At 52.9% G+C, this 23,005-nt stretch carries 20 protein-coding genes and 1 pseudogene; 16 read left to right on the plus strand and 5 right to left on the minus strand.

All coding sequences use genetic code 11. The annotated features are described in order from the left end of the window. The first annotated feature begins 95 nt into the window (after positions 1 to 95). The 6 genes from EDM60_RS04740 to EDM60_RS04765 all read left to right on the plus strand — a co-directional run bounded on the left by EDM60_RS04740 (position 96) and on the right by EDM60_RS04765 (position 6,252). Positions 96 to 1,184, plus strand: a complete 1,089-nt coding sequence (locus tag EDM60_RS04740) for a PRK06851 family protein (protein ID WP_122962919.1) — start codon at positions 96 to 98, stop codon at positions 1,182 to 1,184. 65 nt (positions 1,185 to 1,249) lie between these two features. Then, positions 1,250 to 2,188 carry a VanW family protein gene (locus EDM60_RS04745; protein ID WP_122962920.1) on the plus strand — a complete coding sequence of 313 codons (939 nt, stop codon included), beginning with the start codon at positions 1,250 to 1,252 and terminating at the stop codon, positions 2,186 to 2,188. A 142-nt stretch (positions 2,189 to 2,330) separates the two neighbouring features. Next, a complete protein-coding gene (locus tag EDM60_RS04750) occupies positions 2,331 to 2,759 on the plus strand; it encodes a MarR family winged helix-turn-helix transcriptional regulator (RefSeq protein WP_122962921.1) in 429 nt (142 codons plus the stop codon). Between the two features lie 9 nt (positions 2,760 to 2,768). Beyond that, complete coding sequence (locus EDM60_RS04755) at positions 2,769 to 3,428, plus strand: efflux RND transporter periplasmic adaptor subunit (RefSeq protein ID WP_122962922.1); 660 nt, start codon at positions 2,769 to 2,771, stop codon at positions 3,426 to 3,428. 6 nt (positions 3,429 to 3,434) lie between these two features. Then, complete coding sequence (locus EDM60_RS04760; RefSeq protein ID WP_122962923.1) at positions 3,435 to 4,664, plus strand: efflux RND transporter periplasmic adaptor subunit; 1,230 nt, start codon at positions 3,435 to 3,437, stop codon at positions 4,662 to 4,664. A gap of 13 nt (positions 4,665 to 4,677) precedes the next feature. Continuing rightward, positions 4,678 to 6,252: a DHA2 family efflux MFS transporter permease subunit gene (locus EDM60_RS04765; RefSeq protein ID WP_122962924.1), complete on the plus strand. Its 1,575-nt coding sequence runs from the start codon at positions 4,678 to 4,680 to the stop codon at positions 6,250 to 6,252. 63 nt (positions 6,253 to 6,315) lie between these two features. Here EDM60_RS04765 and EDM60_RS28455 read toward each other — a convergent pair whose 3' ends face one another. Both EDM60_RS28455 and EDM60_RS04770 read right to left on the minus strand, forming a co-directional pair. Continuing rightward, the gene (locus tag EDM60_RS28455) at positions 6,316 to 6,456 is read right to left on the minus strand and encodes a hypothetical protein (protein WP_167470232.1); all 141 of its coding nucleotides are present in this window, start codon (positions 6,454 to 6,456) and stop codon (positions 6,316 to 6,318) included. Beyond that, positions 6,419 to 7,363, minus strand: a complete 945-nt coding sequence (locus EDM60_RS04770; protein ID WP_122962925.1) for a DMT family transporter — start codon at positions 7,361 to 7,363, stop codon at positions 6,419 to 6,421. The genes EDM60_RS28455 and EDM60_RS04770 overlap by 38 nt, the downstream gene beginning before the upstream one ends. Before the next feature lie 128 nt (positions 7,364 to 7,491). Between EDM60_RS04770 and EDM60_RS04775 the strand changes: the two genes are divergently transcribed. After that, on the plus strand, positions 7,492 to 8,250 hold the full coding sequence (locus EDM60_RS04775; RefSeq protein WP_122962926.1) for an N-acetylmuramoyl-L-alanine amidase family protein: 759 nt from the start codon (positions 7,492 to 7,494) through the stop codon (positions 8,248 to 8,250). Here the strand turns inward: EDM60_RS04775 and EDM60_RS04780 are convergent. Beyond that, positions 8,228 to 9,025, minus strand: a complete 798-nt coding sequence (locus EDM60_RS04780) for a divergent polysaccharide deacetylase family protein (RefSeq protein ID WP_122962927.1) — start codon at positions 9,023 to 9,025, stop codon at positions 8,228 to 8,230. The genes EDM60_RS04775 and EDM60_RS04780 overlap by 23 nt on opposite strands. 140 nt (positions 9,026 to 9,165) lie before the next feature. Here EDM60_RS04780 and polA point away from each other — a divergent pair, with 140 nt between their 5' ends. The 5 genes from polA to EDM60_RS04805 all read left to right on the plus strand — a co-directional run bounded on the left by polA (position 9,166) and on the right by EDM60_RS04805 (position 15,131). Next, positions 9,166 to 11,814, plus strand: coding sequence for a DNA polymerase I (gene polA / locus EDM60_RS04785; protein ID WP_122962928.1), 2,649 nt, complete (start codon positions 9,166 to 9,168; stop codon positions 11,812 to 11,814). Positions 11,815 to 11,873: 59 nt separating this feature from the next. Then, the gene (gene mutM / locus EDM60_RS04790) at positions 11,874 to 12,701 is read left to right on the plus strand and encodes a DNA-formamidopyrimidine glycosylase (RefSeq protein WP_122962929.1); all 828 of its coding nucleotides are present in this window, start codon (positions 11,874 to 11,876) and stop codon (positions 12,699 to 12,701) included. A gap of 21 nt (positions 12,702 to 12,722) precedes the next feature. Further along, the gene (gene coaE / locus EDM60_RS04795) at positions 12,723 to 13,331 is read left to right on the plus strand and encodes a dephospho-CoA kinase (RefSeq protein ID WP_122962930.1); all 609 of its coding nucleotides are present in this window, start codon (positions 12,723 to 12,725) and stop codon (positions 13,329 to 13,331) included. Beyond that, a complete protein-coding gene (locus EDM60_RS04800; RefSeq protein WP_122962931.1) occupies positions 13,328 to 13,891 on the plus strand; it encodes a lytic transglycosylase domain-containing protein in 564 nt (187 codons plus the stop codon). Before coaE ends, EDM60_RS04800 begins: the two co-directional genes overlap by 4 nt. Before the next feature lie 193 nt (positions 13,892 to 14,084). Then, positions 14,085 to 15,131, plus strand: a complete 1,047-nt coding sequence (locus tag EDM60_RS04805) for a glyceraldehyde-3-phosphate dehydrogenase (RefSeq protein WP_122962932.1) — start codon at positions 14,085 to 14,087, stop codon at positions 15,129 to 15,131. Positions 15,132 to 15,252: 121 nt separating this feature from the next. Here the strand turns inward: EDM60_RS04805 and EDM60_RS04810 are convergent, their stop codons facing one another. Further along, on the minus strand, positions 15,253 to 16,383 hold the full coding sequence (locus EDM60_RS04810; protein WP_122962933.1) for an HD-GYP domain-containing protein: 1,131 nt from the start codon (positions 16,381 to 16,383) through the stop codon (positions 15,253 to 15,255). 137 nt (positions 16,384 to 16,520) lie between these two features. On the opposite strand from EDM60_RS04810, the gene nrdR reads away from it, so the two are divergent. The 3 genes from nrdR (at position 16,521) to dnaI (ending at position 19,554) form a co-directional block, all read left to right on the plus strand. Beyond that, on the plus strand, positions 16,521 to 17,009 hold the full coding sequence (gene nrdR / locus EDM60_RS04815; protein WP_122962934.1) for a transcriptional regulator NrdR: 489 nt from the start codon (positions 16,521 to 16,523) through the stop codon (positions 17,007 to 17,009). A gap of 151 nt (positions 17,010 to 17,160) precedes the next feature. Beyond that, the gene (locus EDM60_RS04820; RefSeq protein ID WP_122962935.1) at positions 17,161 to 18,600 is read left to right on the plus strand and encodes a replication initiation and membrane attachment family protein; all 1,440 of its coding nucleotides are present in this window, start codon (positions 17,161 to 17,163) and stop codon (positions 18,598 to 18,600) included. A 15-nt stretch (positions 18,601 to 18,615) separates the two neighbouring features. Next, positions 18,616 to 19,554 (plus strand): primosomal protein DnaI, encoded by a 939-nt coding sequence (dnaI, locus tag EDM60_RS04825; RefSeq protein WP_122962936.1) that lies wholly within the window; start codon positions 18,616 to 18,618, stop codon positions 19,552 to 19,554. A gap of 72 nt (positions 19,555 to 19,626) precedes the next feature. Here dnaI and EDM60_RS04830 read toward each other — a convergent pair. Beyond that, a pseudogene (locus EDM60_RS04830) lies at positions 19,627 to 20,352 on the minus strand (YdcF family protein); the annotation flags it as partial. Between the two features lie 19 nt (positions 20,353 to 20,371). On the opposite strand from EDM60_RS04830, the gene EDM60_RS04835 reads away from it, so the two are divergent. Beyond that, positions 20,372 to 22,996, plus strand: coding sequence for an Ig-like domain-containing protein (locus EDM60_RS04835; RefSeq protein WP_122962937.1), 2,625 nt, complete (start codon positions 20,372 to 20,374; stop codon positions 22,994 to 22,996). Positions 22,997 to 23,005 lie beyond the last annotated feature (9 nt).

Raw genomic sequence — 23,005 nt, forward strand, 5'->3', positions numbered from 1 at the left:
TTTTCCTGTCGTGACAGATGCCCATTTCCTCCTCGCTGCATACAATACATCGATCCGATCCATTTTCGATCAGTGAGTGACTGGAGGGAATGTGCATGGCTAAAAAAGTGCGTCACATATACGCTGCGGGCAACACGGCGCGAGGATACAAAACATTTTACGACTCGGTCCTGCAAGGCATGGAGCGCGTATACATCCTGTCAGGAGTGGTGGAGGGGGTTACATCGCCGCTCATCGAGACGATTGGCAAGGAGATGTCTCGCAAGACCGATCAGGTGGAGTGGATTCATTCACCGTTCGTGAACGGGCAGTACGACGGTGTTGTCTTTCACGAATGGCGGGTAGCGATTATGGACGGCAGCTATCCCCGCATCTGGAGACCGGCTGCGCCCGGCGTTACCGAGATTCACGTCAACTTGCAGTCGGCGCTCGATACCGATCAGCTGGCTTTGTACAAAAGGCATATCGCGGCGTGGTACGAAGAGATTTTCCAAAAGAGCGAGGAAGCTTATCAGGCATTCGGGGAGGCGCTGCGCATCCACGATGAATGGGAAGCCCCCTACATCGAGAACCTGAACCGGGAGGCAGCCAATCTCGTCACGCAAGAGGTCGTGGAGCTGTTTTTCGGAGAGGAAAAGCAGAACAAGCGGGCGCAGGTGCGCAGAATGTACCTTGGCGCCGCCACTCCGAACGGTCCGGTGGATCACATCATGAAGCTGACCGATTCGCTGCAGAAGCGCTATTTCATCAAAGGCCGACCGGGATCAGGCAAGTCGACCATGCTGAAAAAGCTGGTGACAGAGGCGGAGAATCGCGGCTTCGATGTGGAGGTATACCACTGCGGACTTGACCCGCACAGCCTGGACATGGTGATCGTGCCGGAGAAAAGCGTGGCGATTTTTGACAGCACGGCTCCACACGAATACTTCCCCAGCAAAGAAACAGATGAAGTGATCGACATGTACGCACGGGCGATCGACCCTGACACCGACGAGCTGTATCACGATGAGCTGGCTGAGATCAAGTCGCGCTACACGCAAAAAATCAAGGAAGCGACAGCATCGCTTTTGGCTGCCAAGGAACTGCGCGATCAGTTGAACAATGTGTACGCCGAACTGGCAGATGAGTCCAGGCTCAAAGCGGTTGCCCAAGCGATCATGAGCAGGCTGGCGCGGATGGGATAAACCAATATCGACCCGAATGAAACCTGTTCGGCTGCTCATACTACAAGAAGGAGGTGAGCGGCCGGATGGGTTTTGCTTTGACGCTGGCTTTGCTGTTGCTAGCCAATCCCCTCGATCCGACCAACTTTTTGCACATCGAGTTGGGAGAGAAAACAGTAGCCATCCTGGACCGAGCGGATTATACCTTGCCTGTTGACGGTGTCCCAGTGGCAGATGACTACCGTTTGCAAAAAGTAATAGACGATGTCGCCAAACAGGCGTATGTGGAGCCGATCAATGCGACGATTAATGCGCAAGGGTCCATCGTTGCCGAGAAAAAAGGGCGCAAGCTGGATGAAGCTGCTTTTTTGCAGCAGTTTTACCAGTATTACTACGGCGAGGGCGCTTCGACTCTACAAGTTTCCTTCCAGGAAGTCCATCCAAAAGTGGACAAGGCTCTCATCAGCCAGGTCCGGAAAAAAGTGATCGGGCAGTATGCCACCTATTTCAATTCGCGGAACAAAAACCGCTCTCACAACATCAAACTCGCTTCCCAAGCGATCAACAACTACGTCGTCTTGCCGGGAGAGATTTTTTCTTTCAATAAAGTAGTCGGCCAAAGAACGAAGGAAAAAGGGTACATGCAGGCACCGATCATCGTCAGGGGAGAGCTGTCGGAGGGAATTGGCGGCGGGATTTGCCAAGTATCCTCGACTTTGTTCAACGCCGTGGACAAGGCTGGATTGCATATCATGCAGCGCTATTCCCATAGCAGAAACGTCGCCTACGTCCCGCCTGGCCGGGATGCGACCGTGAGCTGGTACGGGCCGGATTTTGTGTTTCAGAACAAATACGCCTACCCGATCATGCTCAGGGCTATCGCAGGAAACGGAGCGATGTATGTGACCGTGCATTCGTTTCCCGAGATTGAATACGAGCCTCGACATGTTCCAAGCGTGCGCCAGAACACACCGGAAGAAGGGCCAGCCAGCCCGGAAACCATCACGGAACCAACACTGCCTTGAGCTTGACGGGCATGTTGGTTTTTTTATTACCTAGTTAAAATTTAATGTAAAGAAATAGTTGCCACGGAATAAAAAAAGTCGTATAGTGTTTTCTGTGATAAAAATTTCGTGTCCGAAATATTAGTTAGGAAAGGAGTGCATCATGAACAAGCCGTTGCATATACGGGACTTGCTGAAGCGTCTGAACAAGACCTTCGCGACGATGGCTACCAAGGAACTGAGCAAATACGGTTTGACCGTTCCCCAATTGATGATCATTCGGCAAATTCATTGCGAGCCCAAAACGATCGGCCAGTTGAGCAAAGCTGTCGATTTGTCGTACAGCACCGTTTCCGGCATCATTGACCGACTGGAAAGGGAGCAGCTGGTCGAGCGAGTGCGTGATGAGAAGGACCGCCGAGTTGTCTGGATTCAGAAAACGGAGAAGATTACCGAACTGTTTGCCAAGGTTGACTTTTTCTCGGAAGAATTTTACAAGCGGATTTTCCACGGTTTTTCGGATGAAGACCTAGATGGCATTATTTATTCGATGGAAACGTTGATTACGAAACTAGAAGAGAGAGAAAGTTGAGGAGAAATCATGAAGCGAAAACTGGTTTTGTATGTCATTTTGCTCCTGTTTGTCGCAGGGGGCGGGGGCATCGGTTACTACTACTGGTATCAAGGTGAACACTACGTTACGACGCAGGATGCCAGAGTCGCAGGGGATATTTATCGGGTTATGCCTAAAATGACAGGCAAGCTGACCGGACTCGCTGTAAAAGAAGGCGACGCGGTTGTAGCAGATCAAATTGTCGGACAGCAAGATACGAGCAACCTCGCGACTACTTCGCTGGAAAACAGCGTCCTGCGTTCTCCGATTACAGGAACCGTGATCAAAACGCAGGCGAAGGAAGGCGAAATTGTTTCCACAGGGCAATCCGTTGCGCTGGTGATTGACGAGAGCAAGCTGTACATCTCCGCAAACCTGGAAGAAACCGAGATCGAGCGGCTGAAGCTGGGCCAAAAGGTAGAATTTTCGCTGGATGCCTATCCGGGCAAAAAACTGACTGGTCATCTGATGGAGATCGGAAAAGCGACTAACTCCACGTTTTCCTTGATGCCAGCCGTCAACACAAGCGGGAACTTCACCAAAGTCACCCAGCGTATTCCGATTAAAATTGCCATTGATGACACAGCAGGTCTTCATTTGGCTGCCGGTTTGAACGCCGAGATCAAAGTGCAAGTGAAGGAGATGTAATCTGGCATGAAAAAAACAGCTCAATGGAAGTCCATCGCCGCTGTATTGATGGCGATTTCGCTCATTACAGCAGGCTGTAGCGATACATCCTCCGCGTCTTCCGGAGGCGAAAGCATTCCGGTTGTGAAGACATGGAAGGTGACTCCTTCCCAGACAGGAGTCATTGCGAACGGTAAAATCGCCGCTTCGGATGAAATTCAGGTCGTGTCCAAAGTGTCCGGCAAAGCGGCGAGCGTCAACGTAAAAGAAGGCTCTGTCGTCAAGCAAGGCGATGTATTGGTTACGCTGGAGGCGGCAGACTATCAGCAACAAATTAATCAGGCGCAGGCGGCTATTGCCGGAGCAAGCGCCAAGCTGCGCGATACAAAAGCAGGCGCCCGCAACGAGCAGCTCACACAGCTGTCGAGCATCGTGACGCAAGCGCAAGCCGGCCTGAAGGTGGCAGAGAGCAACTACAATCGCATGAAAGCTTTGTTCGATGCAGGGGCGCTGTCACAGGCTGAACTGGAAAGAGTCTCGCTCGATCTGGAAAAGGCGAGAACAGGACTGGAGCAGGCGCAAGCGCAGTACGATCTGGCAAAAGCAGGCCCGACCGCTGACACGGTTGCCGCGCTTCAAGCAGAGGTAAGCCGTCTCAATTCCAGCCTGGAGCTGGCAAAAAGCAGCTATGACAACACGATCATTCGCGCGCCAATCAGCGGCATCGTCGCGAAGCGTTCCATCGATCCGGGCGAAATGGCTGGAGCAGGCACGCCATTGCTCGTCCTCGTCAACATGGCTGACGTGAAAGTAGAGGCAAGCGTACCGCAAGATCAGATCAACAGCGTCAAAGTTGGCTCTGAAGTTGACGTAAAAGTCGGCAGCCTGGGCGGAAAAGTGTTGAAAGGTACGGTAGAGTTCGTCTCCCCAGTCTCTGACCCTAACAGCAGCTCGTTCCCGATCAAGGTGAAGGTGAGCAACCAAGAAGGACTGCTGCGCGCCGGGATGGTAGCTGAAGTGGCCCTGCAAGGTCAGGCGACACAAGGAATGAAAATACCGACGACAGCTGTTCTTGCCAAAGAAAACAAGCATTACATCTACACCGTGGACAACGACGTCGTTCACCAGGTGGAAGTTTCTGTAGACAACGCAAGCGGTGACTGGACAACTGTGACCCAAGGTGTGAAAGACAACGATCAGATTGTTTTGAACCCGACAGACAAGCTGTCCGAGGGCACCAAGGTGATCGCAAACTAACGGGGGTGATGACATGGCGGAAGCGGTGGCACAGCGGGAGGAAAAGAGCGGCAACGGCAGCATGTGGCTGTCATTGATCGCGATTCTCTCGGGAACCTTCGTTGCGATTTTGAATAACAGTTTGATCAACGTTGCCCTGCCCACCATGGTCAGTATTTTTGGCTCCACGACAGAGACCATGCAATGGGTTTTGACAGGATACATGCTGGCAAACGCCGTCATGATTCCGATGAGCGGTTCGCTGTCAGCCAAATTCGGGGCAAAGAAAATATTCGTCCTGTCATTGTCTGCCTTTACGATCTCATCCGTCCTTTGTGCGCTCGCCTGGAGCGATTCTTCCCTGATTGCGTTTCGCGTCGTGCAAGGGGTGAGTGGCGGGATGATCATGCCGATCGGGATGTCGATGATCTACATGATCGTTCCCCGGGAAAAGATCGGGATGGCTCTGGGGATTTTCGGGATTGCTTCGATGACGGCGCCTGCATTGGGCCCGACTCTTGGCGGTTACCTCATTGAGTTTTTGAGCTGGCAGTTTCTGTTTTTGGTCGGTGTTCCTTTCGGGATTTTTGCGGTAATCATGAGTATGGTTTTGCTCAAGGAAACACCGAAAAAACCGGAGTTGAAGTTCGACTTTCTCGGCGCTTTTCTGGCGATTGTCGGCTTTGGTGCCCTTCTGCTCGCGTTCAGTAAAGGACAGGCGGAAGGATGGACGTCCTTTTTTATTGTCAGTCTGTTCTTCGTTGCCATCACGAGCCTTGCGCTGTTCGTCTGGGTGGAACTTGGAAAAGAACAGCCGCTGCTTGACTTGCGCTTGCTGAAAATCCCTGTCTTTTCCATCAGTATTCTGACGTCCGGTTTTGTCATGATGGGGATGATGGGCGGGATCTTCCTGATGCCGATCTTCCTGCAAAACATTCAGGGGATGACGGCCATGGAGTCAGGGATATTGCTGATGCCGCAGTCGATTGCGATGGCAGTCATGATGCCGATCAGCGGCAAGCTGATGGATAAATACGGCATCGGGCCAATCGGACTGGTCGGACTGACGATCATGACCATCACGACTTATGAGCTGCACAATCTCGCGGCAGACAGCATGCATTCCTGGATGGACATGATTTTGACCATCCGCGGTGTGGGTATCGGCCTGTGCATGATGACGCTGTCGACGGTCGGGATGAACGCGGTGCCGCGGACGAGTGTCGGGGATGCTTCTCCGCTCTCGAACGTGCTGCGCCAGGTCATGAGCTCGTTCGCGATTGCGATTTTGACCGTGATCATGCAGGCGCGGCAAACGTTCCACATGTCTTCCATTGCCGACAACCTGAACTCGGATATGGCTACGCAGTTTATCGGCGGAATTTCCGGCTTGTACGTTCAGGCAGGGGTAGATACAGCGAGCGCAACAGGCGGAGCGAGCACGATCCTGTACGGGATGATGGCAAAAGAAGCGCTGGTGCAAGGGATCGGAGACACGTTCCTCGTCTCTGTCATCCCGATTGCCTTGTCGATCCCACTCTTGTACTTTTTGCATAAAAAACCGAAGAAAGCTCCGCAGGCGCCCGAGCAACAAAAGGCGGCTGCCTAAGAAGAAAGGGTCACTCCTGCAAGCCTTGTGTCAGGCTGCGGGGGTGACCCTCTTTTCATCCAGTCAGGAAGTAACCTTCCACAACCAGTACACGATCCTTCCGACGATGTAGCCCAAAAGAATCGTCCAGCCGATCTTGGCCCAGACGTTCAGTCCTTTGACAAATTCACGCAAGCTTTTTCGGTGTTGGGGGTGCTTGTTCACCTTGGGACACTCCTTTAGCTGGTTGGTTATAGCGAATGAACAAATAAATACCTGCGATGATGACAAGGCCGCCTACCCATTGTGGCACCGTAACGATCTCTCCCAAAATAAAGTAAGCCAGGATGGCCGTCCCGATCGGTTCTCCCAAAATTCCCATCGAAATCGTGGTCGTACTCAGCCACTTGATCACCCAGTTGAAGATCGAGTGCCCAAGCAAAGTCGGGAACAGGGCGAGGCAGAAAAACCAACCCCAGTCTTGCGCGGGATAGCCGACCAGTGGATAGCCCAGTGCGAGATCGTACGCCACGAGAATCACGCTCGTCGCAGAGTAGACGACGAGTGTGTAGGAGAACGAAGACATGTGCTGGCGGACGTATTGGCCGACCAGCCAGTAGCCTGTAACGGTCACCGCTCCGAGCAAGGCGAGGGCATCGCCAAAAAGAGCCATCCCCCCGACTTGAAAATCACCCCAGCCGATGACGAAGCTGCCCACGATCGCGAGCAGTCCGCCAGAGAGCGCGAGCAGCCGCACGCGTTCCCCGAAGAAGAAGTAACCGCCGATAAAGGCGAACAAGGGCTGCAACGTTACGAGAACCGTAGAACTGGCTACAGATGTGTAGTTCAACGATTCGAACCACAACAGAAAGTGGCTGGCCAAAAATGCGCCAGACAATAGACAGAGTAGCCACACTTTTTTGCTCATTTTTCCGATCTCGGCGATGGCACCGCGATTCCAGAGCAAAAAAGGAAGCGTGAGTACGACAGAAAAAATCAGCCGATACGTGGCGATGATCGGTGCAGGTGCACTGGACAGTTTGACGAAAATCGCGGACGAAGAAATCGCAATCACCCCGATCAACAGCGCGAGATACGGGGGAAAAGGCGGCTTTTCCAATGAATGATTCATGAGTACACCTTCTTATATCTGCTAAAAGTCACGATGTTCTCTATTGTAACGTCCGCCTGAAAAATTCACAATGTTATGCTTACCCAGTTGCCTGAAAGGTTTTTTTTCAATCAGGCAATCCTACAAGCATGAGATATCTACCTTTCTTTTTCCGTGTTGCTGTCCTGCTGTTCCTGTTCGTCGTCGTCAGTTTTCCGGCCCGGACAGAAGCGATCCCGCTGACTCCCATCCACATTTTGATTGACGTCGGTCACGGAGGGATTGATTCCGGCACGTCGTATGGCGACCTTTACGAAAAGGACATCAATCTGCAAATCGCCAAGCGCTTGTACGAGCAACTGACCAAAGCGGGGTACAGCGTCGCGCTCAATCGGTACGAGGATATCGCGCTGAGCGACGACAACCGCTGGCTGGGGAATCGCTCCCGGCACATTCGCGACCTGGCCCAGCGCAAAAACTTGGCGAAAGAAATGGTGCCGCAAATGATGCTGAGCCTGCACGTCAACTGGTCAAAAGATGCGCGCCGCCGCGGCCCTGTCGTGCTCTACCAGAGCAACGAGCAGAGCTACATGCTGGCGGATCTTTTGCAAAGCTCCCTCAACCGTCTGGCGAACACCAATGACAAACCAGTCAAAGGCAAAACGTACTACGTACTTCGCCACCAATACTGTCCGTCCGTCATTGTGGAAATGGGGTTTATCAGCAACGCGTCTGACCGACATATGCTTACCCATCCCCAGTCACAAGAAAAAATCGCCCAGGCGATCAGCGATGCCGTGAGCGAGTACGTGACCTTGACGGGAAATTTGAAAATGGAGGCGTCCACAGAAGAAAGCTGGTGGCAAGAGCCATTGATTGAGCAAATCAATGGCCGGATTGTTGAATAAGCTTCGAGATAGTTACAAATTCGGCCTCCTTCTGAATCCGCGGGATGTACTGGCGCAGAACGGAGGCTGTTTTCTTGCCAGGAGGGCCGACATGCCCGATCGCGATGCAAACCGGGTGGTTATCGATCAGCTTGCATATTTTCTCCATTTGTTTGGTGATGTGCGGCACGGTGTACTGGTCGTCGAGAAAAATCCGGTTTTCTGCATGGGGAACCCCCATTTCAGCCGCGACCTTGCCTGCGACGCTCTTGTCGGTTGTTTTGCTGTCCAGGTAAACCAGACCGCGCTCTTTGATGACGCTCATCACGATGCGCATGATTCGCTCGTCCGCCGTCACTTTTGAGCCCATATGGTTGTTCATCCCGATCGCGTGCGGCACGTCATCAATCGCCTTTTCCACGCGCTTGCGGATTTCTTCATCGGACAAATCCGTGGTGAGCGCCCCGGGGCCGAGCCAGGAGCGTTTGCCTTTTACCGGCTCCATCGGCATATGGACGAATACGTCGTGCCCTTTTTGGTGGGCAAGCTCGGCGTCCTGCTTCGTACTGGGCATAAACGGCATGACCGCAACTGTCAGCGGTACGGGCATGTTCAGCATTTCTTCTGTTCCCGCCATGTTGTTGCCAAAATCATCGATGACAAAAGCAATCAGGTGCTTTGGCTTCGGCTTTGGCTGTTCGGGCGAAGGCGTATCATTTGCCGTTGTCGCCGTGGAAAAGGCAAAACACGAGAGCAGAAGCGCTACAATCAACGGGATTTTTTTGAGCAGTTGCATGCAATCGCCTTCCTTGTCATTTTTTTCATAGTCTGTTCAACCATGCCCGTGTTTACCCGCGACATCTGCGGCTTGGCTTATGCAATCGCCCTATGTTACGATAAAAGATAGTAGTTTCGCCACGAGAGGGGTCGGATTCCTTGAGTCATTTTGTGTTGATTGATGGAAACAGTGTTGCTAACCGGGCGTTTTACGCGCTCCCTTTGTTGTCCACGTCAGCTGGACTGCATACGAACGCAGTGCTCGGTTTTACCACCATGCTGCTGAAAGTGCTGGAAGAAATGAAGCCAACGCATATCATGGTTGCTTTTGACGCCGGAAAAGTTGTGTTTCGCCACAGCGAATACGCAGAGTACAAGGGTGGACGCAGCAAGACACCACCTGAGCTGTCCGAGCAGTTTCCGCTGATTCGCGAGCTTCTGGACGCCTTTTCCATCAAGCGATTTGAGCTGGAGGGCTACGAGGCCGACGACATTATCGGTACGCTGACCAAGCACGCGGACGAGCAGTCTTGGAAAACGACCGTCATTACCGGGGACAAAGACATGCTCCAGCTCGTGTCCGATCACATATCGGTCGCGCTGACTCGCAAAGGCGTCAGTGAAATCGAGCTGTACACCCCGCAGGAAATTCAGGAAAAATACGGCCTTGCGCCGCTGCAAATCATTGATCTGAAAGGCTTGATGGGCGATTCGTCCGACAACATTCCGGGCGTTCCCGGAGTCGGCGAGAAAACAGCCCTGAAGCTGTTGCACGAATACGGCTCTGTCGAGAAGGTGCTGGAAAACATCGATCGCATCTCCGGCAAAAAGCTGCAAGAAAACTTGCGCGAGAACGTGGACAAGGCCAACATGAGCAAGGCGTTGGCGACGATTTTGCGCGAAGCTCCGGTCGAATTGCAAGTCGAAGAGACAGCGTACGACGGCTATGACGGAGCGCTCGTCAGCGATTTCTTTAAAAAGATGGAATTTAAGTCGCTGCTCTCCAAAATCAAGGTGGCACAGCCAGGAGAAGGCAGCGAGCAAGCAGAGGCGAAGCCGTTCCACTTCGAAGTGGTCACGGAGGAAAATGCCGACAAGCACGCAGACAAGCTGACCTCGCCAATGGCGCTGTACATCGAAATGGATGGGGAGAACTACCACCATGCGCCGATTCTTGGCTTCGGTCTGGCGTCAGAAGAGAACGTCCTGTTCGTACCGTGGGACGTGGCACGCGAATGGAAGGCATTCTGTACGTGGCTGGCTGACCCGGCGCAGGAAAAGTGGGCGTTTGACGGCAAGCGCGACACGGTCGGCCTGGCCTGGCATGAGCTGGAGGCAAAAGGGATCGGCTTTGACGTGTACCTCGCGTCTTATTTGCTCAACGCTGCGGAGAGCAACCCTACGCTTGACAGCATCGCTTCGCAATATGCCCACGTACGCGTACTGTCCGACGAAGAGGTATATGGAAAAGGAGCCAAACGGCTTGTTCCAGAGATGGATGTGCTCAGTGAGCATGTAGCGCACAAGGCCGCCGCGATTTGGCAAAGCGTTCCCGTCCTGCGCGAGCAGCTGGTGGAAAATGAAATGGTGGAGCTGCTCCGCGATCTGGAAGCGCCGCTTAGCATGGTGTTGGCGCAAATGGAGAAGCAGGGGATCAAGGTCAACAGCGAGCGCCTGGCACAGATGGGGGAAGAGCTGGACAGAAAGCTGGCTGATTTGACCACCCAGATTTACGACCTGGCTGGCGGATCGTTCAACATCAACTCGCCGAAGCAATTGGGTGAAATTTTGTTCGACAAGCTGTCTTTGCCTGTGATCAAAAAAACGAAAACAGGTCCGTCGACCAGCGCAGACGTGTTGGAGAAGCTGGCACCGTATCACCCGATTATCGACGCGATCCTAAACTTCCGCCAGCTCGGGAAGCTTCGCTCTACGTACATTGAAGGCTTGATTAAAGAAATTCATACGAAGACGAGCAAGGTGCACACGTTGTACAATCAGGCCACTACCGCCACAGGACGTTTGTCGAGTACGGAGCCGAACCTGCAAAACATCCCGATCCGCATGGAGGAAGGCCGCAAAATCCGCGAAGCGTTCATCCCGTCTGAGGAGGACTGGTACATGCTGGCGGCGGACTACTCGCAGATCGAGCTGCGGATTCTCGCCCATATTTCCGGCGACGCCAATCTGATCGACGCGTTCCAAAAAGGGATGGACATTCATACGCGGACAGCGATGGACGTGTTCGGAGTGAGCGAAGACGAAGTGACTTCGCTGATGCGCCGTCAGGCCAAAGCGGTCAACTTCGGCATCGTTTACGGGATCAGCGACTACGGATTGTCGCAAAACTTGAACATCACCCGCAAGGAAGCGGCCGATTTTATCGAGCGTTACTTCGCCGTTTTCTCCGGCGTGAAACATTGGATGGAAGAGATCGTTCAGCAGGCCAAGCAGGATGGCTACGTGACCACTCTGCTGCACCGCCGCCGTTATTTGCCGGACATTCGCAGCAGCAACTTCAATCTGCGTTCCTTTGCAGAGCGCACAGCGATGAACACGCCGATTCAAGGGACAGCGGCGGATGTCATCAAGCTGGCGATGATTCGCATGCAAGAGAGTCTGGTGGAAAAAGGGCTGTCCAGCCGCATGCTTTTGCAGGTGCACGATGAGCTTGTGTTTGAAGTGCCAAAAGACGAGCTTGAGATCATGCGCAAGCTCGTGCCGGAAGTCATGGAAGGGGCGCTTGCGCTCGATGTTCCGCTCAAAGTGGACGTGAGTGACGGACGCAGCTGGTACGAAGCGAAGTAAGCAGGCGTGTCGCCGTAAACAATAGAGTAAGCAAAGAGACAGCGAGAGGAGGAGGCACCATGCCGGAGTTGCCAGAGGTAGAAACCGTTGTGCGCACACTGCGCAGTTTGGTGCTGGGAAAAACGATTGAGCGGGTCAGTGTCCATCTGCCCCGGATCATTCGCCAGCCGGATGATATCGAACAATTCAAGGCCCAATTGGCGGGACAAACGATTCAGGACATCTCGCGCCGGGCCAAGTTCATTCAATTTTTCATGGATCAGGATGTGCTGATCTCCCATCTGCGGATGGAAGGAAGGTACGGATTGTACCAGTCGGAAGAGCCGATGGAAAAGCACACGCATGTCGTGTTCCATTTTACAGATCAGTCGGAGCTGCGTTATCGGGACGTGCGCCAGTTCGGGACGATGGATCTTTTTCCAAAAGGAATGGAAACAGCGACCGGGCCGTTGGCAAAACTGGGAGTAGAGCCGCTTGAAGAGAGCTTTACTCCCGATGTTCTCGCCAAGCTTTTGGCAGGGCGGTCAACAAAAATCAAACCGCTCCTTCTGAACCAGGAATGTATTGTCGGGCTGGGGAATATTTATGTGGACGAGTCGCTGTTTAAGGCAGGAATCCACCCGGAGAAGCTGGCAGGAGAATTGACCCGCGAAGAGGTCGAACGACTGCACGAGAGCATCGTCGCTACTTTGTCCGAGGCTGTCGAGCAAGGAGGCAGCTCCATCAAGTCCTACGTGAACGGCCAGGGCGAGATGGGCATGTTCCAGCAATCGCTTACGGTGTATGGACGGAAAAACGAGGCTTGCGTCCGCTGCGGAGCCGAGATCGTCCGCTTTGTCGTGGGTGGCAGAGGAACCCATATTTGTCCGGTGTGCCAGAAGAAGTAACATTATTGCCGAGGGAGGAGGATGGATATGATTTTAGGATTGACAGGCGGGATCGCCACTGGCAAAAGCACAGTCACAGGGATGCTCAGAGAACGCGGGATTCCCGTGATCGATGCGGATCAGATTGCCAGAGAAGTCGTAGAGCCGGGGAAACCAGCCTATGAAGCGATTGTGCGTCATTTTGGAAGAGACATTTTGCTGGAAGACGGTCAGATTGATCGAAAAGGGCTGGGAGAAATCGTGTTCTCAGACGAATCCGAGCGACAAAAGCTGAATGCCATCGTCCATCCTGAGGTACGGAGAGTCATGCGGGAGGAAGCGGAAGCAGCAGAGGCCAACGGGGCTGACATCGTGTTTATGGACATCCCGCTGTTGTTCGAGAGCAAGCTGCAACACATGGTCGAGAAAATCGTCGTGGTCTACGCGCCAGGCGATATGCAGCTCGCCCGCATGATGGAACGGGACGAGTTGGAAGAAGAACAGGCGCAAAAACGGCTGCGAGCGCAATTTCCGATTGACCAGAAGAAGCTGGAAGCCGACTTTTTGATCGACAACTCCTTTTCACGCGAAGAGACAGAGCGACAAGTGGAAGCCCTTCTCGCCGAGATTCGGGCGGAGCTGCGATCATGAAATCAGGCAAACGCGCAGCATTCATCCTGCTCGTCTTGATGAGCGTTTTTTTGCTGCAAGGCACGCCTATGGTTTGGAAGTGGATGTACCCGATCAAGTATCAGCAGGAAATTTTGACAGCAGCGATCAAATACAATGTGGACCCTTATCTCGTGTTGGCCGTCATCCGTTCGGAGAGTGGCTTCAAGACGGATCGCGTCTCGAAAAAGGGCGCGGTTGGCTTGATGCAAATCATGCCCGACACCGCTGAATGGATCGTCACTCAGGCCAAATTTCAACCGAAAGACGAGCAATACTTGTACGATCCGGTCATGAACATCGAGATCGGAACATGGTATTTGAACTTTTTGCTCAATCGGTATGAGGGCGATCTGATCAAGGTCGTCGCCGCCTACAACGCCGGCCCGGGAAAAGTGAACGGCTGGCTGACGACCGAGCAGTGGAGCGGGCACCGCGAGACGATTGAAGACATTCCGTTCGGGGAGACGCGCCAGTACGTGCAGCGAGTCCTCTATTATCATGACCGTTACAAGCGCATATATGACTTCCAATTGAGGTAAAAGCCGCTTCTCGTGTATGAGGGCGGCTTTTGTTCGTGTTTAGGGCAGGCTAAGAAACAAAACGGACAAAAAATAGGAGGGGAAAATCGTCCAAATATTTATTTTTCAGTAAAACACATTGATAATTGTGTTATACTTATTATAATGAAAGTAACAGATGAGCGTAACTTAATCGCGAAAGGGGTTTCTATTTATGACAATCAAAATTGGTATTAATGGTTTCGGCCGTATCGGGCGCATGGTATTCCGCCGCGCTATTCAGGACCCCAACATTGAAATCGTAGCGATCAACGCTAGCTACCCAGCGGAGACGCTTGCACATTTGCTCAAATACGATACCATTCACGGACGCCTGCAAAATAAAGTAGAAGTACAAGACAACAAAATCATCGTAGATGGCAAAGCGACAGTTGTCCTGTCTGACCGCGACCCGCTGAAACTGCCTTGGGGCGAACTGGGCGTGGAAATCGTCGTAGAAGCGACAGGCAAATTCAAAGACCGCGAAGGCGCTGGCAAGCACCTGCAAAGCGGAGCGAAAAAAGTAGTCATTACCGCTCCTGCCAAGGAAGAAGACGCAACGATTGTGATGGGTGTAAACGATACCATCTACGACCATGCGAATCACCATATCGTGTCCAACGCTTCCTGCACAACCAACTGCCTCGCTCCTGTGGCAAAAGTGCTGAATGATGCATTCGGCATCGAGCAAGGCTTGATGACAACCATTCACTCGATTACGAACGATCAGGTAAACATCGACAACCCACACAAAGACCTGCGCCGTGCCCGCGCTGCTGGCGAGTCCATCATCCCGACCACTACAGGTGCTGCCCGCGCGGTAGGCAAAGTGTTGCCTGAACTGAACGGCAAGCTGAACGGCTTCGCGCTGCGTGTCCCAACTCCTAACGTGTCGGTTGTGGACCTGGTGATCAACACGAAAAAGCCTGTAACGGTCGAAGAAGTGAACCGCGTGCTGCGCGAAGCGAGCGAAGGCCATATGAAAGGCTACCTGGAATTTTGCGACGAGCCGCTCGTATCCAGCGACTTCAACGGAAACGACAACTCCTCGATCGTAGACGGTTTGTCCACGATGGTAATGGGAACCAACCAAGTAAAAGTGATCGCTTGGTACGACAACGAGTGGGGCTATTCCTGCCGCGTTGTTGACCTGGTTCGCCACGTATCTGAGATGCACAACCAAACAACTGTGAAAGAAGCGGCTACAGCTGGTGTAAACTAAGTTGCTGCTATGGAGAACCCTCTGTCCCGATTGAACGGGCAGAGGGTTTTTTCATGACATGAGAAGGGAAAAGAAAAAGCTTCGCCGCAAGTGGGCGAAGCCGGATATGTTTGCAAGCAAGTCACGAGGATTCGGATTCAGACAATCCACTGATGTTAAACAACTGGTCGTCTTCGAAACCGATGATAAACAGCCTGATGTTCTCCTTGAGGTTGAGATCGTAAGGAGCGATGACATCGTTGCCGCGGCCGTCTCTCAGGATACGCACCGTTGGCCGATGCGAATAGTCCGGGTCAACACGGCTGACTACTCCTGTCTCGCCTGTATTGAGAACGACGCTGCTTCCGATCGGGAAGATGGCGATATGCTTGATAAAGGCGTTCACGAGATGGTGCTCGAACAGGTGACCGCCCGAGCCGAGCAAGTATTCGACGGCATCCTGCGGCATGTATCGTTTACGCCAAGGACGAGGCGAAGTCAATGAATCGTAAATATCGCAGATGCCCACGATTTGGGCAAATTCGTGAATCTGCTTTCCGACCAGTCCTTGAGGATATCCGCTTCCGTTCAGCCGTTCGTGGTGCTGCAAGCAGACGTGTGCGGACATCAAAGAAATGTCATGCTGCTTGCGGAGCAGATTAAATCCGAGCGTGGTATGCTGCTTGGCAATCTCTTGTTCTTCCGCGTTCCAGCGCTCTTTTTTCTGCAACAACTCTTCAGGCAAGCTGACTTTGCCGATATCATGCAGCATGGCCCCAACGCCCAGGTTCATCAGTTGTGTCCGGTTGTAGCCGATCGACATGCCGACGGCTGTCGCGAGCACGGCCACGTTGACCGAGTGATGATACAAGGACGGAGAGTGAGAAGAGATTGTCGTCAGGTGGCCGACCATTTGCTTGTTTTGCATCAGGTCGTCCAGAATGGAGCTAAAAGCCCGTTGAAAATGCAACCCCATCTCTTTCAAGGAGATTTTACGGGCGAGCTTGTTTGAGTTGGTGATCTGCTTGATCGTCTTTTCGATGACTTCGACCGCGATTTGTCTAGTCTGGGGGCGAATGACTTCCTCCACCACGATGTCTTCTGTACGCGGATCATCGATGTACACAGAGTCCACACCAGATCGCTGGAGCCCAGAAATCAAGCGCTCTGTCAATTGCATACCGACGCCAAGCAGCACTTTGCCATCTTCCGTGAAAACGGTACGGCCGAGCTTCATTCCCGGCTGGACTTGTCTTAAAGAAACTAAACGCATTGCAATCCCTCCAACAGTACCCATATTGTACTCCAAACGACTTATCATATAAATAGGTACAAGGATTGACTTGACTTCTGACTGGAATATGAGGGACACTGTAGACATGTATTGTCAATATTGGAGTTGATTCTGATATGCGTTGTCCATTTTGTGAATACAACGGGACTAAAGTCCTGGATTCGCGTCCGTTTAATCATAATAAATCGATCCGTCGCCGCCGTGAGTGCGAATCGTGCGAGCGTCGCTTTACTACATTTGAAATGGTCGAGGAGACCCCGCTGTTGATTGTGAAAAAGGATGGCACCCGCGAAGAGTTCAGCCGTGAAAAGGTGCTGCGCGGATTGGTGCGCGCCTGCGAGAAGCGGCCCGTTCCTTTGGAAGTCCTGGAAAATGTGGTAAACGACATCGAAAAAGAATTGCGTAGTTGCGGCCAGGCCGAGATCCCGAGCAACGATGTCGGGGAAAAGGTCATGGAACGTTTGTACCACGTAGATGAAGTCGCTTACGTCCGTTTCGCGTCCGTTTACCGCCAATTCAAAGATATCAATGTATTCATGAAAGAGCTGGAGGAGCTTCTGACGCAGGCGAGGGGCAGCCAGCCATCATCCCCAAAAGAATCATAGAGAAAGGCGGACGCGTCCGCTCCTATAGATTTCTCCTCACGCTCTTGCGAAAAAACGCCAGGGCTTCTTTGCTTTCCAGTTATTTTTCTACGCACATTCGTTTGCCATGCTATAATAAAAGAATCGAATTTTGTCAGGAAGGAAAGATCGGATGCGCCGTTTAGTCTGGAACGAATTGTTGCCCAAGGATCGTTATTTGGTGCGGCTGGCAAGACCTCTCAGTTTTTCGGAAATGGGGTTTGTCACGCAGTTGTACTTGCCGATCATTGGCGTCGAATCGTACGCCCTCTACCAAATGCTTGTCCATAGCATGCAGGAAGCGAGCGGGGCCTCTGCGGAGGGAACCCACCGCAGTCTCATGCTTGCGTCTTCCTTGTCCCTGGATCGTTTGCTGGATGCGCGTGAACGTCTGGAGGCCATCGGACTTGTAGAAGTGCGCCGCCGCGAAAACCAGCAGCGCGATTATTACTACGAATACTTGATCAAACCTCCGCTTGCACCCGGAGAGTTTTTTGCCGATTACGTCCTCTCGCTGATGCTGCTCAACAAGATCGAAAACGTCCGCTTCTCCCAGCTGCGCCAGCAGTATGCGGATGGGCTGGGCAGCCAGTTGGCGGAAGAATATTCGCAGGTCGAAAACATAACGAAAGATTTTCATGAAGTGTTCCAATCGTTGAAACCGTCGGAGCTGGAAGTGAAAAAAGGTTCGGAGCGCGAGCGCTTTTTGAGCGAGATGGAGACGAGCTTCCCGCAGGCTGCGATGAAATCCGGCTTCGAGGCCCAGGTGAACCACTCGCTGAGCGTGTCGTCGCTGCGGCTTTATTTGCCGGACAATGCCGATCCTGCCAAGGTTCTGGATGGCAAAAGCATGGAGCTGTTGTTTTCCCTCTGCCATTTTTATCAGTTGGACAGTTGGGGAATGGGGCAGGAACTGCGGGACTGGACGTTGTACAATACGGATCGGAGTTTGGACGGGGATGTGCTGCGCAAACGGCTCATGCAGCGCTACACGGAAGACAAGCTGTACCGCAGCGATTCGGCGCCTGCATCGCTGGATGACGACTGGGGGCCAGGCAAGTTGCCCGAGCCGGGCAGCGAAGCGTTTGTCCGTGCATGCCGCTTGCTTTCCCCGCTTGCGCTGCTCGAAAAGGTCGTGGGCGGCCGCGTGAGCAAAGTGTACTTGGAGCGGGCGGAGACGCTCGTTTTTGCAGACGGCATGTCCGCTGAAGTAGTGAACGCACTGCTTTTGCACACGCTCGCCAGCATGCAAATGGAGCTGCCAAAAGCGTACATGGAGACGATTCGCGACAGCTGGAAGGCCAAGCGGATCGCCACGGTCGATGAAGCGGTGAAGCAGATCGTAGAGCGCTCCGAGCAACGGGCGCAATCGGCCGAGAAAGCCAAGACAGCGAAAAAGGAAACGACGCCAGTCAGACGCAACGGCAGGGCGATTTTGCAAGACAAGCTGCCGGCTTCGGTGGAGTGGCAAATGTCGCAGGAAAAGGCAGCGCCAGACGTTGCCAAAGGACAGTCGATTCAAGATTTTCCGGACTTGCAGAAGAGACTGGAAACACTGCGAAAACGGAAGTAAGGAGCGTGAGGGAAAATGGAATCTATCAGTGAGTTCATGCAGGAGCTTGCCAAGCGAACACCGCGTCAGCTGCTGACACCCGATCAGCAATTGGATAAAATGTTTCGTTCGTCCGCCTATCTGAAAGCATTTCAAGCGGAGCACCCGGCATTGACCCGAGACGATTACCTGCGCTCGCTCTCCAGTATATATACAGCGGTCAAAGAACAGTATTGGTGCGAGCGTTGTCCAGGGCTGAAAGAGTGCCCGAATCTGGTCAAGGGCCACAGCACGCAGCTGGAAGTGGCCCACCAGAACATCGTCAGCTCCATCACTCCCTGTTCCAAGCAGCTTGCCCATGAGGAAGAAGTGCGCCGCCGCCGCCTCATGCGCAGCTACTACGTGTCAGAAGAGACATTGAACGCGAGCTTTGAAGGAATGGTCATCGACACAGACAATTTGGCCTCGGTGGAAGCGGCCGTGCAGTTTTGTGAAAAGATCGGCACGGGCGAGCGGGTAAAAGGTCTGTATTTTCACGGCCCGTTCGGCGTAGGAAAAAGCTACATCATGGGCGCGATCGGCCGCGAGCTTTCCGAGAAGAACGTGGCTTCCCTGCTTGTTTACGTTCCCGACTTTATCCGCGAAATGAAAGACTCGATCTCGGATCAATCGTATGCCGGAAAGCTCGAGTTGCTCAAAGAAGTGCCCGTGCTCATCTTGGACGATATTGGCGCGGAAAACTTGACGCCATGGGTGCGCGACGAGATTTTGGGAGTCATCCTGAACCAGCGGGCGAACAATCACCTGCCGACTTTGTTTACATCGAATTACTCGCTGGAGGAACTACAGGAGCATCTGTCTATCTCCAACGGCAACCGGATTGAACAGACGAAAGCGGCCCGGATCATGGAGCGGATTCGCCATTTTGTGGACGTCTACGAAATCCGCCGCCAGAACCACCGAGCGGGCAACTAATGAGAACAGGCTGGAAACCTCCCAATAGGAGAGAGCCAGCACTTCTCTGCCGCGATGGTACGGTCCAAACAGGACGTGCGAATGGACGGCGACGGGAGAGGCGTTGATTCCCAGCGATTCAGCCATCGTCATCGCCCGCGCCAAATGATAGTCGTGGCTAATGATCAACACATGTCGAATAGAGTGCTTTTCCAAAACCTGCTGGCTATTCAGCAGGTTTTCGTATGTACTGGTAGATTCGTCTTCCATGAGAATCTGCCCGGACGGAACGCCGTGGGCGATCAAATACTCGCGGCTGACCTCTGCTTCTGTTCGCGTCTTGCCTTCACCAAGCCCGCCAGTGACCAGCAAAGTGGAAACGTACCCATCTTCGTACAGCCGGACGGCTTCCTCCAGTCGTTCGCGCAGTCCGGGACTGGGGCCTTCCCCCCACACAGCAGCGCCGAGGACAATTCCGATATCGGCATGGCGAGGAATCGCCTGTGCGGCTGCTTGTTCAATCCGCCACCAATGATAGCCGATCCACACTCCGCCGATCAGAAAAAGGATAGCCAACGCGACCAAAACTCTTCGCGGAAAAAATATTTGCAGTCGTTTTGCTAGATTCTTCATTTTTTTGCTGCTCCCTTGTATCTCTCTTTTTCGCACAAATGCTAGTTCTTTCTCTTTCATTAGACGTGGAAACAGCTGTCTAGTTACACCCTTCGACACATGGCCGACATAAATCACTGGTAAATTATTTCTCGCAAATGCCGATATAGTAATGGTGGAAAGGTTTCGAAAAACAGCAAATGTCATACTTGCGAGGAGGCTGGCAATGTTCTGGAAAAAAACAATGCTCTTGTTTCTGGCCGCCCTGCTTTTTGTGGGAACCGGGAGCGCAGGGGTCGGATTGGCTGCGGAAGTAATCAACCGCCTGGTGCTGACCAAAAACGAGGTAACGGTAGAGTTGGGTGACACGGTATCCGTAGGAGCCACAGCCCTTTACGAGAGCGGAAAAACAGAAGATGTTACGGTAAAGACGAATTGGCAAAGCCCTGACCAGGGCAAAGTGATTAACGTCTACTCAGGACAAATTACGGCCAAGGCTGTTGGAAACGCCGTAGTTACTGCGGAATATATGGGCCAGACAGCCATCGTCAATGTAACCGTCACGAAAAAAGTCAAGGCGCTGTCGTTGAATCAGCAGTCGGTCAACACTCGCATCGGGGAAGAGAAAACGGTTGAATTGACTGCGTATTACAGCGAAGGCGAACCGGAAAAAGTAACAGAAAAAGCAGACTGGTCGATCGACAAGCCGGCCGTCGCCACCGTGATCAACGGCAAGATCAGAGGGCTTAGCTCCGGTACGGCAACGATTACTGCCAAGTTCGGCAGTCAGTCTACAAGCATGCAGGTAAGCGTCGAGATTGCGCATCGACTCGACCCGGACAAAACCCAACTGTCGCTGCTTTTGGGAGAATCGCAAAACATCGTGCTGACCGCGATTTATCCGGATGGCTCCGAAGATAAGGATGTCGCTGCAAAAGCAGAATGGTCTTCTGACAACGCTGCAGTAGCAGACGCCATCAAAGGAAAAATTACCGCCTACAGCGCGGGTACTGCCACCATTACCGCCACATACGGGACAAAAACAGCTACGATCAAGGTGGATGTGGACAATACGCAACGACTGGTCGTTTCGCCACAAAACGTCTTTTTGAAAGTTGGCGCAGAGCAGACGGTCAAGCTGGAAGCTACCTATGCCAACTCCACCACTCCTGTCGACGTGAAGGACAAGGCAGAATGGTCCTCGGACAAGGAAAACGTCGCTTACTACAGCAACGGGAAAATTCATGCCGTAGCTTCAGGCGAAGCCGTCATTACGGCGAAATACAGCAACAAAACGGTGCAAATTCTCGTTGATGTAGAAGTGCCGCGCTCGCTGGATATCATTCCGTCCTACCTGACGATGCAAAGCGGCAAAAGCGTGGAAGTAGGAACGGCACCAAATGGCAACAACGTAGTGGTAAAAGCTTATTTTGCAGATGGACAAAGTGAGTATATTACGGACAAGCTGGAATGGTCCTCGGATCAACCGGACATCGTGTTTGCCAGCGGGAAAACCATTACGGCTTACAAAGCGGGCTCCGCGACATTGACGGCGAAATACGGCGGCAAGACAGCGAACTTCGTGGTAGACGTGGATGTACCGCAAAGCTTGACAGCGAATCCTTCCAAAGTGGCAATTCAGGTAGGCGACGTCAAGCAGATCACAGTAACGGCTGCCTTCCCGAACGCAAGCAGTGAAGATGTGACACAAAAAGTCACCTGGACATCCAGCGCGCCAGCAGTTGCAACCGTGCGCCAAGGTCTGGTCACAGGTGTAGCGACGGGTGCCGCAACGATCACAGCGACGTTTGGCACACGCTCGATCACCATTCCGGTATCGGTCGGTGTCCTGCAATCTTTGACGGTAGACAAAAAGTCGGTGGTCTTAAGCAAAGGCGACAGCCAGGAAGTCAAGCTGACCGCCACTTATGCGGATGGAACAGTCAAAAACAACATCAATGAGCAAGCGACTTGGACGTCCACTTCTGCGGCAGTAGCCGAAGTGAACGCAGGCAAAATTACAGCAATCGGCTCCGGGAAAGCGACGATCACAGGTTCTTTTGAAGGCAAGAGCGTGACCGTGACGGTCGAGGTAGACCAGGCACAGACCTTGACCATCAATCCGCGAATCTTGATCATCAACGTCAATGACACGGCCTCAATCGAATTGAAAGCGACAGACGCTTCCGGCGCCACTATCGATGTATCCAAAACCGCAGATTGGACCTCGACCAACCTGAAGGTAGCGGATGTGGAAAACGGCAAAGTGCGTGGGCTTGCCAACGGTCGCGCGACAATCACTTTCAAATACGGAAGCAAGTCTGTATCGCTTCCGGTAGAAGTAGGCATTGTGACCAAGCTGGAGGCGGACAAGCGCTTTGTCAGCCTGAAATCAAACGGTGGCGGGGTACAAATCACCCTGACCGCAACCATGTCAGACGGCCGCACGATGGACGTCACGAACATGGCAGACTGGAAGGTCAGCAACTATAAAATTGCCGACGTATCCAAAGGCTTGGTCAAAGGTCTGGCTTTCGGCAAAGCGACAATCAGCGCCAAATACAGCGACAAGAGCGTGAGCATCCCGGTCGATGTGGACACGCTGAAATATTTGAAAACAGACGTCGTTCAAGTCGTCATGAGCAAAGGCGAGTCGAAGCAAGTCAGCGCGATCGCTACTTACATGGACGGCACGGAAGCGAACGTCACGAAGCCAGCCCTGTGGACCACCTCTCGCCTGCTCGTAGCAGACGTGAAGGACGGGATCATCAAGGCGACTGGCTCCGGCAAAGCTACCATTTACGTCAGCTACGGCGGCAAGAAAACGCCAATCGTCGTAACCGTACGCTAGATCTGATCT

Source organism: Brevibacillus parabrevis, assembly GCF_003710905.1.
GTDB classification, from domain to species: Bacteria; Bacillota; Bacilli; order Brevibacillales; family Brevibacillaceae; genus Brevibacillus; species Brevibacillus parabrevis.

Bases quoted from the DNA above. Each gene is read 5' to 3' on its own strand.
- EDM60_RS04740 (WP_122962919.1), top strand. From the start codon at position 96: ATGGCTAAAAAAGTGCGTCACATATACGCTGCGGGCAACACGGCGCGA.
- EDM60_RS04745 (WP_122962920.1), top strand. From the start codon at position 1,250: ATGGGTTTTGCTTTGACGCTGGCTTTGCTGTTGCTAGCCAATCCCCTC.
- EDM60_RS04750 (WP_122962921.1), top strand. From the start codon at position 2,331: ATGAACAAGCCGTTGCATATACGGGACTTGCTGAAGCGTCTGAACAAG.
- EDM60_RS04755 (WP_122962922.1), top strand. From the start codon at position 2,769: ATGAAGCGAAAACTGGTTTTGTATGTCATTTTGCTCCTGTTTGTCGCA.
- EDM60_RS04760 (WP_122962923.1), top strand. From the start codon at position 3,435: ATGAAAAAAACAGCTCAATGGAAGTCCATCGCCGCTGTATTGATGGCG.
- EDM60_RS04765 (WP_122962924.1), top strand. From the start codon at position 4,678: ATGGCGGAAGCGGTGGCACAGCGGGAGGAAAAGAGCGGCAACGGCAGC.
- EDM60_RS04770 (WP_122962925.1), bottom strand. From the start codon at position 7,363: ATGAATCATTCATTGGAAAAGCCGCCTTTTCCCCCGTATCTCGCGCTG.
- EDM60_RS04775 (WP_122962926.1), top strand. From the start codon at position 7,492: ATGAGATATCTACCTTTCTTTTTCCGTGTTGCTGTCCTGCTGTTCCTG.
- EDM60_RS04780 (WP_122962927.1), bottom strand. From the start codon at position 9,025: ATGCAACTGCTCAAAAAAATCCCGTTGATTGTAGCGCTTCTGCTCTCG.
- mutM (WP_122962929.1), top strand. From the start codon at position 11,874: ATGCCGGAGTTGCCAGAGGTAGAAACCGTTGTGCGCACACTGCGCAGT.
- coaE (WP_122962930.1), top strand. From the start codon at position 12,723: ATGGATATGATTTTAGGATTGACAGGCGGGATCGCCACTGGCAAAAGC.
- EDM60_RS04800 (WP_122962931.1), top strand. From the start codon at position 13,328: ATGAAATCAGGCAAACGCGCAGCATTCATCCTGCTCGTCTTGATGAGC.
- EDM60_RS04805 (WP_122962932.1), top strand. From the start codon at position 14,085: ATGACAATCAAAATTGGTATTAATGGTTTCGGCCGTATCGGGCGCATG.
- EDM60_RS04810 (WP_122962933.1), bottom strand. From the start codon at position 16,383: ATGCGTTTAGTTTCTTTAAGACAAGTCCAGCCGGGAATGAAGCTCGGC.
- nrdR (WP_122962934.1), top strand. From the start codon at position 16,521: ATGCGTTGTCCATTTTGTGAATACAACGGGACTAAAGTCCTGGATTCG.
- EDM60_RS04820 (WP_122962935.1), top strand. From the start codon at position 17,161: ATGCGCCGTTTAGTCTGGAACGAATTGTTGCCCAAGGATCGTTATTTG.
- dnaI (WP_122962936.1), top strand. From the start codon at position 18,616: ATGGAATCTATCAGTGAGTTCATGCAGGAGCTTGCCAAGCGAACACCG.
- EDM60_RS04835 (WP_122962937.1), top strand. From the start codon at position 20,372: ATGTTCTGGAAAAAAACAATGCTCTTGTTTCTGGCCGCCCTGCTTTTT.